Raw genomic sequence first — 15,749 nt, 5'->3', positions numbered from 1 at the left:
CCGCCGGCACGCCGACGCCCGGTCACCCGGACGTCGGCGCCTCGGCTCAGATCCCTCGGCCGCGTTTGTGCAGGGTGCGCAGCACCCGCGTCGACCCGGACCAACCGCCCTGCGACCGCCAGCGCCAGGTAGGCGCGCGGCTCCCGGGGGTTGCGACGCAGTGCCCGCCGGGCCCGGCGCAGCGCGCCCCGCCGGTCGCCGGAGGGGGCCCGGGCGAAGGCGATCTGCCCGGTGACCCGGGCCTCGCCGGCCGGCTGGGTGTCGAACTCCGGGTAGCGCTGCAGCAGCCACTGCAACGCCTCGGAGATGGTGTCCCAGCGCCGCGCGAAGTAGGACCACCGCTGGCCGGGCAGCCACTCGTCGTCGCAGAAGACGATCAGCTCGCCGCCGGCGGCTAGGGTGCCGCTGTTGCGGGCCCCGGCCAGCCCGGCGCGCGCCCGTTGCCGATCACCCGGACCGTGCGGTCCGGGCCGGCCGACTCGGCCAGCGAATCGTCAAGCGTCGATCCGGTCGTAGACCTCGATGTAGACGGTCGGTATGCGCCGCAGTCGGGCCAGCACCACGAACGGCACGGCCACCCCGGCGCCGGTGGTGACCACCGCGGTGCCCAGCCGGCCGGCGTGCTGGCCGAGGTTCCACGGCACCCAGTCGCCGTGCCAGTGCCCAAACTCCACTACGGTGACGCCGTGCCAGCGGGCCAACGCGGCGACCAGCCGGGCACCGGCCGGCCCGGTGGCGGCGGCCCGCGCGGCCCGTGCGGCCAACCGGGCCAGGAAGGTCGACCCGGCCAGCGGTCGGAGCGGCGTGGCCGGGCCACCGCGCCGGGCCACGGCGAGCAGCGCCGCGATCCGGGGCGGATCGTCGGACAGCACCCCGCGTACCGCCGGTGGCAGCGGCTCGATCACCGCGACCACCTGGTCGGCCCAGGACTAAGAGACGCCTCGGGTCAGTCGGTGCGCGCCGCTGCCAGCGCGGCGGCCATCGCCGCTCTCGGCGCGGCCACGCCGGTGAACTGCTCGAACTGCCCGACCGCTTGGGCCAGCAGCAGATCCAGCCCGGAGACGATGCGGCAGCCGGCCGCGTCGGCGGCCGCCGCCAGCGGGGTGGGCCACGGGTCGTAGAGCGCGTCGAAGAGGACGGTGCCCGGTCGCCACGCCACCGCGCCGGCGAGCGGATCGGCGACCCCCTTCGGCACGGTGGAGACCACCACGTCGGCGCCGGCGTACCGGGCGGCGTCGGACCAGTCGGCGCCGGACAGCGCCAGGTCGAGGGCGTCGGCCACCGGCCGCAGGTCGTCGACCGCGTCGGCGCGGCGGGCCACCACGATCACCCGGCCGGCCGCCAGCCGGGCCGCGGCGGCCAGCGCCGCCCGCGCGGTCGCGCCCGCGCCGAGCACGGTCAATGTCGCCCCGGGGCGTACCCCGGCGCCGGTCAGCACCTCGACCATGCCGGCGACGTCGGTGTTGTCCGCGTACCAGGAGCCGTCGGGGCGGCGTACCAGCGTGTTGGCCGCGCCGACGGCGAGGGCGACCGGCGAGGCCTCCGCGGCGACCGCGAGCGCCGCCTCCTTGCCTGGCATGGTCACCGACAGCCCGGCCCATTCCGGGCCGAGGCCGGCGACCAGGTCCGGCAGCTCCGCCGCCGCGCACTCGATGCGGGTGTACGACCACCCGGCCAGCCCGGCCGCCTCGTACCCGGCGGTGTGGATCACCGGGGAGAGGGAGTGCGCGATCGGCTTGCCCAGCACCGCGGCCCGTCGTCGGAGCGCCATCAGATGATGCCGGCCTCCCTGGCCTTGGCCTCGTTGCGCTGGTGGCCCTCGTACGTCTCGGCGAAGGCCGAGTGGCCCTCCTTGTCGATCGCCACGAAGTAGAGCCACTTGCCCGGCGGCGGGGCCATCGCCCCCTCCAGCGCCTGCTTCCCCGGGTTGTTGATCGGTGTGGGGATCAGGCCCGGCAGCTTACGGTTGTACGGGTTCTTCGGGTCGTCCAGCTCGGCCGCCGTCATCTGCGCGGAGGTCTTGGTCGGTTTGCCGATCGACTCAAGGTAGTAGTTAACCGTGACGTCCATCTCCAGGCAGTTGCAGTTGAACTCGCCGTACACCCGGTTGTAGGCCACCCGGGCGACCTTGCCCAGGTCGTCCTTGTTGCCTGCCTCGGCCTGGGCCAGCGAGGACACGATCAGCGCCTCGTACGGGCTGACCTTGCGTTCCTTCTGCACCCGGTCGGCGAACTTCATCTCCCCGGTCACGGAGAGGAAGTTGTCCACCATCAGCTTGAGGATGCTCTCCGCGGTGGCCTTGGGTGGGATCTCGTACGTGTCCGGGAAGAGGAAGCCCTCGACGGACTTGACGACCTTCTTGCCGTCGTCGCGCTTGAACCACCACTCCGGGACGCCGAGTGCCTCCGGGTCCTTCGCCGCGGCCTGGAAGTCCTTGACCGGGATCTTGGTCTTCTCGGAGAGCAGCTTGTAGATGTTGAAGCTGGTGCGACCCTCGGGGATGGTCAGCCCGTTGACGATCTTGTTCTTCAGGTCGAGCATCGCGGTGACGGCGCTCGCGCCGCTCATCTGCTTGCGCAGCTTGTACGTGCCCGGCTGGATGTTCTTGCTGCGCGAGTTCGCCTCGGCGGCCTCGATGAACGCCTTGTGGCTCTTGACCACGTCGGCGGCGACCAGCGCGTCGGCCATGTCGGCGAGCAGCGCGCCCTGCTTGATCTCGACGGTGATCTCACCGGTACCGGCGCCGTCGTAGTCCGGGGTGACGAAGTAGTTCTGGATCCGGTCGAAGCCGTAGAAGGCGCCACCACCGATGCCGCCCAGCAGGAACAGGGCCAGCAGCAGGGCCAGGAACGTCTTGCCCCGGCCCCCGGACCCGCCGCCCTTGCGCTTGCGGACGAAGCCACGCCGGTGCCGGCCCTTCTCCCCCCGCTCCGCCTCGTCGAACCCAAGATCCAGATCGTCGATCATTACGTCCGCCTCCGCTGCGCGTCCAGCCAGCTCTGCAGGATCTCCACCGCGGCCGCCTGGTCGACAACCGCACGTTGACGCTTGCCCCGAACGCCACGCTCGGCAAGCCTACGAGAAGCGACCACGGTCGACATCCTCTCGTCAGTGAGCGCTACCGGGACGGGCGCTATCACATCGACCAGTCGGTCAGCGTACGCCTTCACATGGACAGCCGCGGGTCCATGCTTCCCGGCGAGATTGACCGGAAGACCGACGACAACCTGGACGGCCTCGTGCTCCACCACCAGCGCTGCCAGCTCGGCGATGTCGCTCGGCACCGCGTCCGGCGCCGCGGTGAGGTCGCGGGCCAGGGTCACCAGCGGGACTGCCAGCACCCCGTCCGGATCCGAGCGGGACACCCCCACCCGGACCTGCCCGACATCCACTCCGATCCGCACCCCGCGCGTCAGCTCAGTCACCGACCGTCACCCCTGGGAATGGACGAACCAGGGCGGACCAATCGGCCCGCCCTGGTCGAAGATGGTGGTCCATCACGCCTCGGTGACCGCCTTCTCGACGGTCAGCAACAGGTTCGGTGCCTCAGCCGCCGGCAGGCCGCCACCCTGGGCCAGATCGGGGCTGCCCCCGCCGCGCCCGGAGAACGCCGCCTTCACCAGATCCGACGCGGCCAGGCCCCGAGCGCGGGCGGCCTGGTTGACCGCCACCACCAGAGACGCCTTGCCGTTCGCGCGAGCCGCCACCGCGACCACCGCCGGCCGCGCCGGGTCGATCTTGCCGCGGATCTCCTGAGCCAGCGTCCGCACATCGTTGCCGGCCGCGCCCTCCGGCGCCTCGGTGCCCACGTACGCGACCCCGCGCACGTCCTTGGCCTGAGCAGCGAGCGCAGCCGCCCCACCCAGTACCAGCTGGGCGCGCAGCTTCTCCAGCTCCTTCTCCGCGTCCCGGAGCTGGGTGACGGTCTGCTCCACCCGGTCGGCGACCTGGTCGTTCGGCACCCGGTACAGCTCGGCCAGCCGGGAGACCAGCAGGTGCTCGCGGGCCAGGAAGCCGAAGGCGTCCATGCCGACCAGCGCCTCGACCCGACGGACGCCGGAGCCGATCGACGACTCGGAAAGGATCTTCACCAGGCCGAGCTGGGCCGAGCGGGCCACGTGCGTGCCGCCGCACAGCTCCCGGGCGTAGTCGCCCACCTCGACGACCCGCACCTCCTCGCCGTACTTCTCGCCGAAGAGCGCCATCGCCCCGATCCGACGCGCCTCGTCCAGCGAGGTGATGAAGGCGTGCACCTCCAGGTCGGCCAGGAGCACCTCGTTGACCTGCTGCTCCACGTCGTGCAGCACGCTCGGCGACACTCCGGTCGGGGTGTTGAAGTCGAACCGCAGGCGGCCAGGCGCGTTCAGCGAACCAGCCTGGGTGGCCGAGTCGCCGAGGAAGTTGCGCATGGTCTGGTGCACCAGGTGGGTTGCCGTGTGCGACCGGGAGATCGCCCGTCGCCGGGTGGTGTCGATCTCCGCGAAGCCGGTCTCGCCGGCCCGCACCTCACCCCGGACAACCCGGGCCCGGTGCACGATCAGGCCGGGCACCGGCTGCTGCACATCGAACACCTCGACCTGACCACCACCCACGGTGATCATGCCCTGGTCGGGTTGCTGGCCACCGCCCTCGGCGTAGAACGGGGTCGTGTCGAGCACCAGCTCGATGGTGTCGCCCTCGGTCGCCGCCTGGCGCGGGCCGTCCGCGCCGAGCAGCGCCCGCACCCGCGACTCGCGAGCCACCTCGCTGTAGCCGGTGAACGTCACCGGGCCGTCCGAGTCGAGCACCGACCGGTACGCCGACACGTCGGTGTGCCCGGTCTTACGGGCCTGCGCGTCCGCCTTCGCCCGGGTCCGCTGGTCGGCCATCAGCCGGCGGAAGCCCTCGTCGTCGACGCGAAGGCCCTGCTCCGCGGCGATTTCCAGGGTCAGGTCGATCGGGAAGCCGTACGTGTCGTGCAGCTGGAACGCCTTCGCCCCGGACAGCGCCGTGCCGCCCGCGGTGCGGGTCTCGGCGATCGCCGTGTCCAGGATCGTGGTGCCGGCGCGCAGCGTGGACAGGAAGGCTTCCTCCTCGGCGTACGCGTACTGCGCGATGCGGTCGAAGTCGGTCGCCAGCTCCGGGTACGACGGCGACATGCAGTCCCGCGCCACCGGCAGCAGCTCGGGCAGCGCCCGGTCCTGCCAGCCGAGCAGCCGGATCGACCGGATCGCCCGGCGCATGATCCGGCGCAGCACGTAGCCGCGCCCCTCGTTGCTCGGGGTCACGCCGTCGCCGATCAGCATCAGCGCGGTCCGCACGTGGTCGGCGATCACCCGCAGCCGGACGTCGTCCGGGTGCGACTCGCTGGCCACGTGGCCGGAGTGCGCGCCGTAGCGCTTGCCCGTGAGCTCGGCCGCCCGGTCCAGGATCGGCCGGACCTCGTCGATCTCGTAGAGGTTGTCGACGCCCTGCAGGATCGAGGCCATCCGCTCCAGGCCCATGCCGGTGTCGATGTTCTTCGCCGGCAGGTCACCCAGGATCGGGTAGTCGTCCTTGGTGGTGCCCGGACCCCGCTCGAACTGCATGAAGACGAGGTTCCAGAACTCCATGTAGCGGTCCTCGTCCACCGCCGGGCCGCCCTCCCGGCCGTACTCCGGGCCCCGGTCGTAGAACAGCTCGGAGGACGGGCCGCACGGCCCGGGAATGCCCATCGACCAGAAGTTGTCCGCCTTGCCCCGGCGCACGATCCGCTCGGCCGGCACGCCGATCGAACGCCAGATCTCGAACGCCTCGTCGTCGTCGAGATAGATGCTCGGCCAGATCCGCTCCGGGTCGAGGCCGTACCCGCCCTGGTCCTGCGGCTTGGTGATCAGCTCCCAGGCGAGCGGGATCGCCCCCTCCTTGAAGTAGTCACCGAAGGAGAAGTTGCCGTTCATCTGGAAGAACGTGCCGTGCCGGCTGGTCTTGCCGACCTCGTCGATGTCCGGGGTGCGGATGCACTTCTGCACGCTGACCGCCCGCCGGTACGGCGCGGCCTGCTGGCCCAGGAAGTAGGGGACGAACTGCACCATACCGGCGTTGACGAACAACAGGTTCGGGTCGCTGATGGCGGGCAGCGGAGCGGACGGCACCACGGCGTGGCCTTTCGCCTCGAAGTGCGCGAGGTACCGCCGCTTGATCTCCGCCGTCTTCATCGCTGGTGTTCCTCCGGAAAGATTTCTCGATCGCCGATGCGCGGGTCCTCCCGCAACTCGGCGAACTGGTCGTCGAACGCCTCGCCCTGGGCGAACGCCTGGTGGATCTCCTGCTCGCGCTCGGCCATCCCGATCCGGACGTCCTCCACGAAGCTACGCAGCGATTCGACCAGCCCGCCAGCGGATTCCGACAACGTGCTGGCGATGCCAGCCGGGGTGTACGCCTGCGCGGTCCGGGTCGCCTTGCGGACCACCACCACGCCGACGGCCAGACCGATGCCGAGCCAGAACAAGCGCCTCATGTCTCGCTACCTCCTGGTGGGCCGGCCGGTCAGCGGTTGCCGCGCCGGGCGGCCCGCCGCTGCTGCTTGATGATGTCGCGCACCTCGCGCTCGGTCTCGGCGTGCCGGCGGCTGGCGGCGGCCCGGCGCACGCCGTAGCCGAACGCGGCCACCTTGACCAGCGGGTTAGCGGCCGCGGCGGAGACCACGGTGGCCAGGTTGGCGACGTTGGCGGTGACGTTCTGCGCGTGGCTGGTCATCGTGTCGACCTTCGCCAGCTGGAGGTTCACGCCATCGAGCGAGGTCTGCACCTGCTCCAGGGCGGTGTTGACGTTCTTCACCGTGGTGTTCACGTCACCGATCAGCGGCGCGGTCCGATCGTTGAGGTCGTTGATCATCCGGGTGGTGGCGTCCACCGTGTGCCGCAGCCGCAGGATGGGCAGCGTCAGGATCAGCACCAGCACCGCGAACGCGCACGCCGCGACCAGCGCCGCAACCTCTCCAATGTCGCCCACGCCTGTCCTCCTCAAGCAGAGTTCCGGGGACCCGACGTCCCCGGAACACACAACCGTGGTACCCGTACCGGGCCCGCCGATCGTCACCGGTCAGCGGCGGCGGGGCTCGGGCCCGCCAGCCCCAGACCCTACCGTCCGTGATGGAGCCCCGCTCACGACGGTGAGGGCGTCAACTCACCCAGCGGGTCCGCGCTGACCGTCGGGAACGGATCCTCTCCGGTCAGTGACGGATCGGTGCTCGGCTGTGGCCTGGTCCGCTCGTCGTCGATCGCGTTGCGTACCTTCACCGACACCAACGAGCCGGCGCACTCCGCCGCAGCGGCCGACGGCTCGGGAGACGGCACGATCGCCGGCTCGCCGTCGACCGGCGGCGGCACGCAGGTCGGCTCGCGTACCCACAGGTCGAGGGTCAGCTCGTCACGGCGCCAGCAGGTGTAGCTGCCCTTCGTCTCCTGCTCCGGGCAGCGGGCCACCTTCCAGGGTTGCCAGCCGTCCTGGCGCAGCGCGCTCTCATAGACCTGCGCCGTCTCCTCCGGCGACTTCTCCGAGGTGACGGTGCGCTCGCGCAGCCGACAGTCGAGCAGGCACCAGCGGCTGCCACTGACGTCGTCGACCGTCTTCGCGGCAGCCCAGCCCGGCACGTTCAGCTGGTCCAGGTTGTCGAAGACCGGGTCCCGGCTCAACGTACGGACGCCGAAGAAGAGCGGCACCGCGCCGAGCAGCACGACGCTGACCAGCGCCAGCACCGCGGCCCGCAGGCGGCGACGCTCTCGCGACTGCCGGCGTAGCTCGGACCGGGCGCCCGGGGCGGCGGCGTCGTCGTCGGACACGTCCTGGCCGGGCGCGCGCAGCGCGGGCCCGGCGGCCGGCTCGGGCGTCGGCCGGTCCATCGCTCCAGCCGGCGGGGGCACCGCGGCGGCGGCCCGCGCCACGGCGACGGGCTCGCCCGCGCGGGCGGGCGGCGGCACCGGTGCGACGCCGGTCGGTTCGGGGCGGCCGGGCTCCCGGTGCGGCGGCAGGGCACGGCCGGCGGCGCGGTCCGCTGGCGTGGGCCGAACGGCCGGCGCACCGGCGCGGGCCACCGCGGGCGCCGCGGGACCGCTGCCGGCCTCTCCACCGGCCCGCTCATCGCCAACGGGCGGCTGTGCGACGCCGGGCGGGCGGACAGCGGCACGAGCTGGGCCGTCGGGACGCGGCCGGGGCGACCCGTCCGGGCCGGCGCCCGGTGCGACGGCGGCACGGGCCGCGCCGTCCGGGCGGGCGGCACCCCGGGCGGCAGCCTCGGCACCGGGGCCAGGCCGGGGCGGCCCGTCGGGGCCACGCCGGCCGGCGCCCGAGACGGGCGCGTCGCCGGGGGCGGGTCGGGCCCGGCCGGGCGGGGTGGTGCGGGCGGCGCCGCGGGCCGGTGCGCCCGGACCGGCGGGACCGCCACCGGCGGCGGGCCGCCCACCGCCGGCCGGATCGGCGTACGGGTCGTCGCCGCGGTTGCCCGCCGCGCCGGGTCGGCCCGGGCCGGCAGGCCCGTCGTTGCCGGGCTCCGCCGCGGGGCGGCGCCGTCGACCACTGGGGTCCGAAGTGTTCCCCGGAGCGCCCCGGCGGCCGGTGGGCCGCTCGCCGACCGCTGGCGGGTAGGTCAGGCCACCGCTCGGCTGCTCCCCGGTGGACTCCGGCGTGCCGGGCAGGGCTGCCCGGCGACCGGTGGAGGCGTCCACCCCCGGGTCAGGTGGCGGACCGGCGGACCGGCGGCCGGCGGCGCGCTCCGCGGCCGGGTCCGGCACGGCGAGCGGGCCGGGCGAGCCGCCGGTGAGATCCGCACCCGCGGGCGGCGCCGAACGACGTTCCGCGGCGGGTGGGGTGCTGCCGCGCCGGTTGACCACCGGCAGGGCGGGATCGGTGTGCGGCAGGCGGCCGGCCTGGCGCAGCCAGTCGGCTGGCCGTTCCGGGCGGTCCGCCCGGGGCTCGCCGCCGGCCGGCGCGCGTCGGCCCTGCTCGTCGGGGACGGCCCGGCGGCGCCCGGTGCCGTCGGCGGGGCCGACGGTGGGCGTGCCGCCGGTGTGACCGGTGGACGCGTCGGGCAGTTGTGGCTCGTTGCCCGAACGGGGCACCACCGGCGCGGCGGGCTCGGCGGCGCGGCGGCGACCGCCGACGGCCGGGCGGGCAGGCGCCGTGGGCCCGCGCCCGGACGGCTCCGGTGCACCAGGGTCGACCGGGCCCGGGCGACGCCGGGCGGTGCGCGGGTCACGGTCGACGGCAGGGTCGGGTCGCAGGCCATCGGGGACCGGCGGTGTGGCGCCGGCCGGCGGGGCGTCGAACCGGGCAGGGCCGGAGGCGGCGGCCATCCGGGCCGGATCGGGCGCCGGGCCGGTCGCCCGCCGGCCGGCGGGCCTGCCGTCGGCGGGCAGCGGACGGCCGGGCTCGGTCGGCTCCGGGCCCGGTCGACGGCCCGGCGGCGCGGCGTCCGGGCGGCGCAGTGGCGGCATCGCGTCCGCGCGGCCGGCTGGCGCGGCGGCCGGCCGGCGGCCGGTCGGGGTGCCCGAGGTCGGTGGGCCGGCGGGTGCGCCGGGGGGGACCGCCGCCGGGCGGGACCGGGTCGGGCCGGCTGGCGCGCCGGACGTCGGGCGGGGCCCGGGTGGGCCCGCCGGGTCACCGCCGACCGGTCGGGCGGCGCCCGTGCCGGGCGCGGGCGGCGGACCGGCGGCGCGGGGGCCGGTGCCGGGCACCGGCACCGTACCGCGGCGCGGCGGCTGGCCGGGGACGGCGGCACCGGCAGCGGGCCGGGGTCGGTCGGTGGCCGGCCGCTCGTCCGATCGGCGGCCCGGCTGCGGCGGCGACTCGCCCGGCCACGGTCCGTCCACCGGTCGGCGCCCGGCCGCGCCGTCCGTGTCGCCACGGCGTGCGGGCGGCGCCGGGACGTCCGGCGACACCGGAGCGGGCCCGCGCGGCCCGGCGGGCTCGGCCGGGGCGCCGTCGGGGCCCAGCTCGCCGCGCTGCTGCTTGGCCGAGCGCAGGTCGTCGATCCAGCCGAACTCCTCGCCGGGTACCGGCGCCTCCGGCTCGGCCTCGGCCCGGCCTCGGCCCCAGCGGCGCCCCTTGGCGCGGGATTCGCGCCGCTCGTCCGGGCCCTCGTCCGGACGGTCCGCACCACGCGACTTCACTGTTGACCCTCTCCTGCGGCGTTCGTGCCGCTGTCCTGCATCGTGCCGGTACCGCGCGTGCCCGTCGGGCGACCATTCCCGTCGGCAAGCGCCGACGCGGTCTGCGCCGTTACGGGCGACCCGGCCGACGGGTCCTCCGGGCGGGCGGGCGGAGCCGGCAGCCCACGCACGATCCGGCGCAGCAACGGCAGCCGGGTCGCCACCGACCGCTCCGCCCCGTGCGGGCTGGGCCGGTAGTAGTCGGTGCCCACCAGGTCGTCCGGGACGTACTGCTGGGTGACCACGCCGCGCTGGTCGTCGTGCGGGTAGCGGTAGCCGGTCCCGTGGCCCAGCCCCCGGGCGCCGGCGTAGTGCGCGTCGCGCAGCCCGCGCGGTACCGGGCCGCCCCGGCCGGCGCGCACGTCGGCGATGGCGGCACCGATCGCGGTGGTCGCCGAGTTCGACTTGGGTGCGGTGGCCAGGTGGATCACCGCCTGGGCCAGGTTGAGCTGCGCCTCGGGCAGCCCGACGTACTCGACGGCGTGCGCGGCGGCCGTGGCCACGCTCAACGCGGCCGGATCGGCCATGCCCACGTCCTCGCTGGCGAAGATGACCAGCCGGCGGGCGATGAACCGGGCGTCCTCCCCGGCGACCAGCATCCGGGCCAGCCAGTGCACCGCGGCATCGACGTCCGAGCCGCGCATGCTCTTGATGAACGCGCTGACCACGTCGTAGTGGGCGTCGCCGTCGCGGTCGTAGCGCACCGCCGCCACGTCGACCGCCTGCTCGGCGGTGGCGAGGTCGATGCGCCCGGCGCCGAGCGCCGTGGCGGAGGCAGCCGCCGCCTCCAGCGCGGTCAGCGCCTTGCGGACGTCACCGGCGGCGAGCCGGACCAGGTGGTCCTCGGCCTCGGTGGCGAGGGTGAGCGCGCCGCCCAGGCCGCGCTCGTCGGCGACGGCGCGACGCAGCAGCCCGCGCACCGCGTCGTCGTCCAGCGGTTGCAGGGTGAGCAGCACGCACCGCGACAGCAGAGGGGAGATGACCGAGAAGTACGGGTTCTCGGTGGTCGCGGCCAGCAGCGTGACCGTACGGTCCTCGACGGCGGCGAGCAGCGAATCCTGCTGGGTCTTGCTGAACCGGTGCACCTCGTCGATGAAGAGCACGGTCTGTGGGCCGCCCGAGCGGCGCTGGCGGCGGGCGGTCTCGATCACCGCCCGGACGTCCTTGACCCCGGCGGAGAGCGCCGACATGGCGACGAACCGGCGGTCGGTGGCCCCGGCCACCAGGTGCGCGATGGTCGTCTTGCCGCTGCCCGGCGGTCCCCAGAGGATCACCGACATCGGTGCGCCACCGGAGACCAGCTGCCGCAGCGGCGCGCCGGGGGCGAGCAGGTGGTCCTGCCCGACCAGCTCGTCGAGGTTCGCCGGGCGCATCCGGACGGGCAGGGGCGAATCGTCCGCTACCGGAGTGAAGCCGTCGACACCGGCGGGACCGGCGGGCGCGCTGCGCGGCCCGGCGGGTGCACCGAGGGAGAAGAGGGCGTCGGACTCCATCACGAAGACAGTACCGGGCCGGGCCCGCGACGCCGGAATCGCGCCGCGAGCCGGGCAGCCGATGATCGGTTCCGGTCAGCCACGACCAGGGCGCCGGCCCCGGTACCAGCGACCGCCGCCACCGCCGCGCGGGCCGCTGCCCACGCCGGCCAGGTAGAGCGAGAGCAGCAGCAACCCGATGAGCACGAGGGTGTTCCAGTTGAACAGGTCCGGCGCCCCAAAGTTCGTGTTGAGCAGATCGATCAGCAGGGCGAAGCCAAAGACGATGGCCGCGAGAATGGCGAGCATGACGGTCCTCCGGTGGGGGTTCCCAGTAGGTCGGCGCGAGATGTACCCAATCGGTCGGATCGCCAATCTCCACCGTGGATCGGAGCACGCCAGCCTGACCCGACGCGGTCACCCGTCCCCCGGCTCCTAGGCTGGAAGCCATGATCACCGACGACCAGGTGCTCCAGGACCGGGCCGCCATCCTCGCCGCCGCCGGTCATCACCCGTACGCCCGGCACGCGCTCTGGCGTGGGGCGCCGGCACGCGGCTACCGGCGCGACGGCGCGGTGCTGTGGTTGTTGCCGCCCGGGCAGGGACCCGCTGGCGGCGCGATCGGCCCGGCCGGACCGGCGCTGGAAGTCTGTGCCGCGCTGGCCGCCGACGGGGCGCTGCGCCCCGAGCAGTGGCTGCACCTGCCCCGGCATGACCCGGCGCTGCTGGCGGGCCGGCTGGCGGTGAGCCGGCACGACGACTGGGACTTCCACTGGACCGACGCGCCGCCGCCGGCCCAGCCCGACGAGCAGCGGGTGGTACGCCTCGCCGAGGCCGACCACCCGGCGCTGGAGGCGCTGATCGACGAGGCGTTCCCGAGCACCACCTCCCGCCCCGGCGACCCGCGGGTGGTGGACTGGTACGGCATCCGGGCCGGCGGCCGGCTGGTGGCGTGCGGCGCGGACCGCAGCCGGGGCGACATCGGCTTCCTCGCCGGCCTGACCGTCGCCCCCGATCAGCGGGGTCGGGGGCTGGGCGCGGCGCTGACCGCCGGGATGACGCGGGCGCTGCTGACCCGCTACGACACCGTCGGGTTGGGCGTCTACCCGGACAACCTCGGGGCGGTACGGCTCTACCGCCGACTCGGCTTCACCAACACTCTCCAGCTCAGCTCGCTACGCCTCGCCTGAGGTGTAAGGAGGGGCCCCTTGGTTTCGCCTCGTCTAGAGGAAGGGGCCCCTCCTAACGCCCGGCGGCATGTGGCTCCACGGGTGCGGGGACCGCGGCCGGGTCGGTGGGCAGGTCGACGGGCCGGCGACCGGCGAACCAGGCGGGCAGGTAGAGCGGGGCGGCGACGGCCAGCACCACCGCGCCGACCACCATGGCGGTGCCGACGCTGGTGGCGGCGGCGAGCGCGGTCAGCGCCACCCCGCCGAGCGCGCCGGCCGGCTGCGACATCATCGAGTTGAGCGAGAGCACGCTGGTCCGGTACGGGCCGTCGACCTGCCGGTGCAGCAGCCCGCTGTGCAGCGGGTTGGACGCGCCGTGCACGGTGTAGCAGGCCAGATACGCCACGAGCACCCCGACGGGTCCGGCAAACAGCCCCATCCCGACCACCGTGACACCCTGCAGGATGCGCAGCAGGGCGGCGCCCGGCGCGGCGCCGGGCCAGCGCAGCAGCAGCGGGGTCAGCGCCGCGCCGGCCGCCGAGGCGAGCCAGGCGGCCGAGTTGGCCGGCCCGAGCAGCGCGGCGGCGCGCTCCGGGTTGCCGATCACCTCGGCGAGCCGGACCGGCAGCAGCGACTCGAAGGTGACCATGCCGAAGCCCCAGAACAGCTCCACGGCCACCAGGGCGAGCAGCACCCGGGAGCGGCGCAGCAGCCCGAACGCCTGGCCGATCATCCGGGGCGCCTGGATCACCGACGCGCGCAGCGCCGCCGCTCCGGTGGCCGGCCGCTGCTCCACCAGCAGGACGAACAGCGCGACCAACGCCGCCGCCTGGGCCACGATGGCGGCCAGCACGGGCACCGTGAGGGCGCTGACCGGACCGATCGGGCCCAGTGCGACCAGGCCGCCGCCGAGCAACGCGCCGGCGCCGATGGCCAACCCGGCGACGGTGCCGGCGTGGCCGAGCCCGCGCTCGTACTCCGCCTCGGGGTCGGCGGCCATGGTGGCGTCGACGTACCAGGACTCCAGTGGGCCGCTGTCCAGCGCCCGGTAGATCCCCTGCAACGCCCAGACCGCGAAGAAGAGCACGAACGAGTTGGCCACCGCGAACAGCGACAGCGAGATGAGGTTGAGCGCGCCGGCGGCGAGCAGCACCGGTCGGCGGCCGAGGGCGTCGGCGAGCCCGCCGGTGGGCAACTCCAGCGCCAGCACCAGCAGCCCCTGCGCGGTGCTGACCAGGCCGATCTGCGGCAGCGACAGGCCGCGCTCCTGCATCAGCAGGATCATCACCGGGATCATCAGGCCGGTGGGCAGCCAGCGCAGGCCGTACAGCGTGAGGTAGCGACCCCGGACCTGGCGTACGGTCAGCGCGCTCATCGGGGCCCCTCCCGCAACGGGTAGGCGGCCAGGAAGACCTGCACCGGGCGGGCCTGCGGATCGGCGGCGTCGGCGGCGTCGGCCTCGCGGTGGTACCGCTCCAGCACCTGCCACACCTCCGCCTTGAGCTCCTCCAGCCGGGCCGGCGGGATGGTCATGAAGATGTCTCCCATCCCGAGAGCGTCCCGCCAGGCGGGCGACCACTCGTGCTGGGTGGCGAACCACCGCTCAGCGTGCTCGACGAGGAGGCGCACCTGGTCGCCCTGGATCCACTCGATCGCGGCCCGGGCGTCGGGGTCGTCGTCGAAGTCGGTCGGTTCCCAGCTGGTGACGTCGTGCGCCGCCTGCCACCAGCGCTGGCGTCCGCTGCCCCGCTCGGGATCCTCGACGACCAGCCCCACCTCGGCGAGCTGGCGCAGGTGGTAGCTGGTCGCGCCGGTATTGGTGCCGAGCAACTCCGCCAGGGTGGTGGCGGTGGCCGGCCCGTTCACCCGCAGGGCCCCGACCAGTCGCATCCGGAGCGGGTGCGCCAGCACCCGGACCTGCCGTTTGTCGATCCGTACCTCGCGCGGCGCCGGCCGCGGCGCCTCTCCGTCAACTGCCATAGCTGCACACTATCTCTGCACACTTCCTGTGCACAAGAGTTATGCACAGGAAGTGTGCGTGCGCTCAGCGAGCCAGGAGTTCGCGCACCCCGCGCAGCCGGGTCCGCAGCAGGCCGGCGGCACGGGTGGAGTCCAGGCGTACGTCGCCGGGACCGGGCAGCCCCGCGGCGGCGCTGGTGGTGGTCTTCAGCCCGGCCGCGTCCAGGCCGAACCGCTCCGCGACGAGCAGGCCCAGTTCGGCGCGGCTGACCGCGTCCACGCCGGCCACGTTGAGCGGGCCGGCGTACGTGCTGTCGACCAGTTCCAGGACGGCGTCGGCCAGGTCGGTCACGTCGACCGGGCAGCGGATCATGTCGGTGAACAGGGCACCCCGCCCGGCGATCGCCTGCCGGCAGAGCTGGATCTGCTTGCTGCCCTCCCCCAGGATCAGCGAGGTACGCACCAGCGCCGCGCCCGGGTCGACCGCCCGCACCGCCGTCTCGGCCGCGGCCTTCGCGGCCCCGTACGCGTTCACCGGGGTGGGTGGCTCGTCGTCGGCGTAGGGCGACGGGCGACCGGCGTGCAGGGCGTCGCTGGACACGTGCACCAGCCGGGCGCCCACCTCGGCGGCGGCGACCGCCACGTGCGCGGCCCCGTCGGCGGTGACCGTCCAGTCGTCGTACCGGTAGGGGGTGGAGACCACGGCGTCCGGCCGCACCTGCGCGACCAGCGCGCGCACGGCGGCCCGGTCGGTCACGTCCAGCCGCCGCGCCTCGACACCCGGCGCGGTGATCGCGCCGGAGTGATACGTCCCGAACACCCGCCTCCCGGGCGCCGCCCGCCGACACACCTCGCGCCCGAGAAAACCACTGGCCCCGACGACCAGCACCCGCTCCCGCATCCCGACCCCCTTCACCTCACCATGGTTGATCATGAGGTTAGCGGGGCGACGCGCCAGAGCGCGGCCCCGCCAACCTCATGAT

The 15,749-nt window shown here is 74.6% G+C and carries 13 protein-coding genes and 3 pseudogenes; 1 reads left to right on the top strand and 15 read right to left on the bottom strand.

Features of this window, described 5'->3' with window-relative positions:
* Positions 1–46: 46 nt before the first annotated feature.
* The 12 genes and pseudogenes from BUS84_RS41385 to BUS84_RS34695 form a co-directional block, all read right to left on the bottom strand.
* Positions 47–496: pseudogene (locus BUS84_RS41385) on the bottom strand (hypothetical protein); the annotation flags it as partial.
* 4 nt (positions 497–500) lie between these two features.
* A pseudogene (locus tag BUS84_RS36885) lies at positions 501–602 on the bottom strand (UDP-N-acetylglucosamine--LPS N-acetylglucosamine transferase); the annotation flags it as partial.
* A gap of 6 nt (positions 603–608) precedes the next feature.
* Positions 609–926, bottom strand: a pseudogene (locus tag BUS84_RS40380) (hypothetical protein); the annotation flags it as partial.
* A gap of 20 nt (positions 927–946) precedes the next feature.
* Entirely contained in the window at positions 947–1,771 is an 825-nt protein-coding gene (locus BUS84_RS34735) for a shikimate dehydrogenase (RefSeq protein WP_074318561.1), read from the bottom strand.
* Positions 1,771–2,967: an endolytic transglycosylase MltG gene (mltG, locus tag BUS84_RS34730; protein ID WP_074318560.1), complete on the bottom strand. Its 1,197-nt coding sequence runs from the start codon at positions 2,965–2,967 to the stop codon at positions 1,771–1,773. The genes BUS84_RS34735 and mltG overlap by 1 nt, the downstream gene beginning before the upstream one ends.
* Positions 2,967–3,425, bottom strand: a complete 459-nt coding sequence (gene ruvX / locus BUS84_RS34725) for a Holliday junction resolvase RuvX (protein ID WP_074318559.1) — start codon at positions 3,423–3,425, stop codon at positions 2,967–2,969. Before ruvX ends, mltG begins: the two co-directional genes overlap by 1 nt.
* Before the next feature lie 72 nt (positions 3,426–3,497).
* Entirely contained in the window at positions 3,498–6,176 is a 2,679-nt protein-coding gene (gene alaS, locus BUS84_RS34720) for an alanine--tRNA ligase (RefSeq protein ID WP_074318558.1), read from the bottom strand.
* Positions 6,173–6,478 carry a hypothetical protein gene (locus BUS84_RS34715; RefSeq protein WP_074318557.1) on the bottom strand — a complete coding sequence of 102 codons (306 nt, stop codon included), beginning with the start codon at positions 6,476–6,478 and terminating at the stop codon, positions 6,173–6,175. The genes alaS and BUS84_RS34715 overlap by 4 nt, the downstream gene beginning before the upstream one ends.
* A gap of 29 nt (positions 6,479–6,507) precedes the next feature.
* Positions 6,508–6,972: a DUF948 domain-containing protein gene (locus tag BUS84_RS34710; protein WP_074318556.1), complete on the bottom strand. Its 465-nt coding sequence runs from the start codon at positions 6,970–6,972 to the stop codon at positions 6,508–6,510.
* Positions 6,973–7,124: 152 nt separating this feature from the next.
* Positions 7,125–7,802: a hypothetical protein gene (locus tag BUS84_RS34705; RefSeq protein WP_074319342.1), complete on the bottom strand. Its 678-nt coding sequence runs from the start codon at positions 7,800–7,802 to the stop codon at positions 7,125–7,127.
* 2,321 nt (positions 7,803–10,123) lie between these two features.
* Positions 10,124–11,659 carry a replication-associated recombination protein A gene (locus BUS84_RS34700; protein ID WP_074318555.1) on the bottom strand — a complete coding sequence of 512 codons (1,536 nt, stop codon included), beginning with the start codon at positions 11,657–11,659 and terminating at the stop codon, positions 10,124–10,126.
* Positions 11,660–11,734: 75 nt separating this feature from the next.
* Positions 11,735–11,947, bottom strand: coding sequence for a hypothetical protein (locus tag BUS84_RS34695; protein ID WP_074318554.1), 213 nt, complete (start codon positions 11,945–11,947; stop codon positions 11,735–11,737).
* A gap of 140 nt (positions 11,948–12,087) precedes the next feature.
* On the opposite strand from BUS84_RS34695, the gene BUS84_RS34690 reads away from it, so the two are divergent.
* Positions 12,088–12,828: a GNAT family N-acetyltransferase gene (locus tag BUS84_RS34690; RefSeq protein ID WP_074318553.1), complete on the top strand. Its 741-nt coding sequence runs from the start codon at positions 12,088–12,090 to the stop codon at positions 12,826–12,828.
* Between the two features lie 52 nt (positions 12,829–12,880).
* Here the strand turns inward: BUS84_RS34690 and BUS84_RS34685 are convergent, their stop codons facing one another.
* The 3 genes from BUS84_RS34685 to BUS84_RS34675 all read right to left on the bottom strand — a co-directional run bounded on the left by BUS84_RS34685 (position 12,881) and on the right by BUS84_RS34675 (position 15,700).
* The gene (locus tag BUS84_RS34685) at positions 12,881–14,182 is read right to left on the bottom strand and encodes an MFS transporter (protein WP_074318552.1); all 1,302 of its coding nucleotides are present in this window, start codon (positions 14,180–14,182) and stop codon (positions 12,881–12,883) included.
* Positions 14,179–14,787 (bottom strand): ArsR/SmtB family transcription factor, encoded by a 609-nt coding sequence (locus BUS84_RS34680; RefSeq protein ID WP_074318551.1) that lies wholly within the window; start codon positions 14,785–14,787, stop codon positions 14,179–14,181. Before BUS84_RS34680 ends, BUS84_RS34685 begins: the two co-directional genes overlap by 4 nt.
* 64 nt (positions 14,788–14,851) lie before the next feature.
* Positions 14,852–15,700 (bottom strand): sugar nucleotide-binding protein, encoded by an 849-nt coding sequence (locus tag BUS84_RS34675; protein WP_244298822.1) that lies wholly within the window; start codon positions 15,698–15,700, stop codon positions 14,852–14,854.
* Between the last annotated feature and the right edge of the window lie 49 nt (positions 15,701–15,749).

Source organism: Micromonospora cremea (assembly GCF_900143515.1).
Taxonomy (GTDB): domain Bacteria; phylum Actinomycetota; class Actinomycetes; order Mycobacteriales; family Micromonosporaceae; genus Micromonospora; species Micromonospora cremea.
This window is presented reverse-complemented; position numbering and strand designations above follow the sequence as displayed.

Bases quoted from the DNA above. Each gene is read 5' to 3' on its own strand.
- BUS84_RS34735 (WP_074318561.1), bottom strand. From the start codon at position 1,771: ATGGCGCTCCGACGACGGGCCGCGGTGCTGGGCAAGCCGATCGCGCAC.
- mltG (WP_074318560.1), bottom strand. From the start codon at position 2,967: ATGATCGACGATCTGGATCTTGGGTTCGACGAGGCGGAGCGGGGGGAG.
- alaS (WP_074318558.1), bottom strand. From the start codon at position 6,176: ATGAAGACGGCGGAGATCAAGCGGCGGTACCTCGCGCACTTCGAGGCG.
- BUS84_RS34715 (WP_074318557.1), bottom strand. From the start codon at position 6,478: ATGAGGCGCTTGTTCTGGCTCGGCATCGGTCTGGCCGTCGGCGTGGTG.
- BUS84_RS34700 (WP_074318555.1), bottom strand. From the start codon at position 11,659: ATGGAGTCCGACGCCCTCTTCTCCCTCGGTGCACCCGCCGGGCCGCGC.
- BUS84_RS34695 (WP_074318554.1), bottom strand. From the start codon at position 11,947: ATGCTCGCCATTCTCGCGGCCATCGTCTTTGGCTTCGCCCTGCTGATC.
- BUS84_RS34690 (WP_074318553.1), top strand. From the start codon at position 12,088: ATGATCACCGACGACCAGGTGCTCCAGGACCGGGCCGCCATCCTCGCC.
- BUS84_RS34685 (WP_074318552.1), bottom strand. From the start codon at position 14,182: ATGAGCGCGCTGACCGTACGCCAGGTCCGGGGTCGCTACCTCACGCTG.
- BUS84_RS34680 (WP_074318551.1), bottom strand. From the start codon at position 14,787: ATGGCAGTTGACGGAGAGGCGCCGCGGCCGGCGCCGCGCGAGGTACGG.
- BUS84_RS34675 (WP_244298822.1), bottom strand. From the start codon at position 15,700: ATGATCAACCATGGTGAGGTGAAGGGGGTCGGGATGCGGGAGCGGGTG.